General features: G+C 40.6%; 1 protein-coding gene. It reads right to left on the bottom strand.

Translation table 11 applies throughout. The features are described from left to right. Positions 1–120: 120 nt before the first annotated feature. Positions 121–897, bottom strand: a complete 777-nt coding sequence (locus tag AACV20_RS12890) for a phosphotransferase family protein (RefSeq protein ID WP_170899829.1) — start codon at positions 895–897, stop codon at positions 121–123. Positions 898–943 lie beyond the last annotated feature (46 nt).

Below are 943 nucleotides of genomic sequence, written 5' to 3'. Positions count from 1 at the left end.
ATAACGCCCGGCTAAGGGGTTGACAACGCACCACCGAACTTAAAAAAACACACTGTAAACTCTGAATTTCAATTTTGCACTAAAACCGCCAAGCGTTGGCAATCCCTCTTGAGCCGTTTGTTATAACGCATTTTCTACTGCACCTAACCAAGAAGGTACGTTCTTTTTATACCAGTCTATATACGTTGATGCTTCAGATTTATTGCGACTAATCAGTATGTTAACCACTTCAATAACTATCCAACACTTTGCAATAACCAAATGCTTCGTTAACTCATTGGCGGTAAATGCGGAATTATATTGAGTGTATTGCTCGACAATCGAGGTGTATTCATGAATTGACCCTAAACCTTGTACTAAAGGGGCTAAATCAATTGCTGGGCTACCATAACCAAAACGCTCCCAGTCAAATAATACCAACTCACCATTCTTTCTCGTGCCCCAATTTCCATCATTCGTATCACCCGAAATTAAGCCAGAATGCTCAAATAGAACATGAGACAAGGTTTGTATTGATACTATCGCATTTTGGGAAGAGCAAGGAAGGCTTAAGGCCTCAAGAGCTGACTCTGTTGAAGTAACTGACCAATAATGTTCTTTGGGACTAAAAAATGGATTGTATTTTGAACAGTGAATGCTGCTCAATTGTTCAAAAACGCTCGAATTTGCTCGCAGTTCTGTTAACGTTACCTGATTAGGAATGAGCTCAATAAAAAGATCATTTTTTTGCACCTTATAGAGCTTAGGAACATTTACACCTTTGAGCATGGGAGCTGCGTATTGGTAAAAATTAACCTCTACATCCGAAGCGTCTTGCTTACGAATACAAAGAGAGCCATCAAACGCTTCCATAGTAACTCGAGCTGCACCCATTTTCGATAGATCTTGTGTACTCATAACTCTCCTGCGTTATAACGCCCGGCTAAGGGGTTGACAACGCACC

It is taken from the genome of Vibrio sp. B4-6 (genome assembly GCF_963888245.1).
GTDB lineage: Bacteria > Pseudomonadota > Gammaproteobacteria > Enterobacterales > Vibrionaceae > Vibrio > Vibrio anguillarum.
Note: the sequence above shows the minus strand (reverse complement) of the source record. Positions and strands in the feature narration are given on the sequence as shown.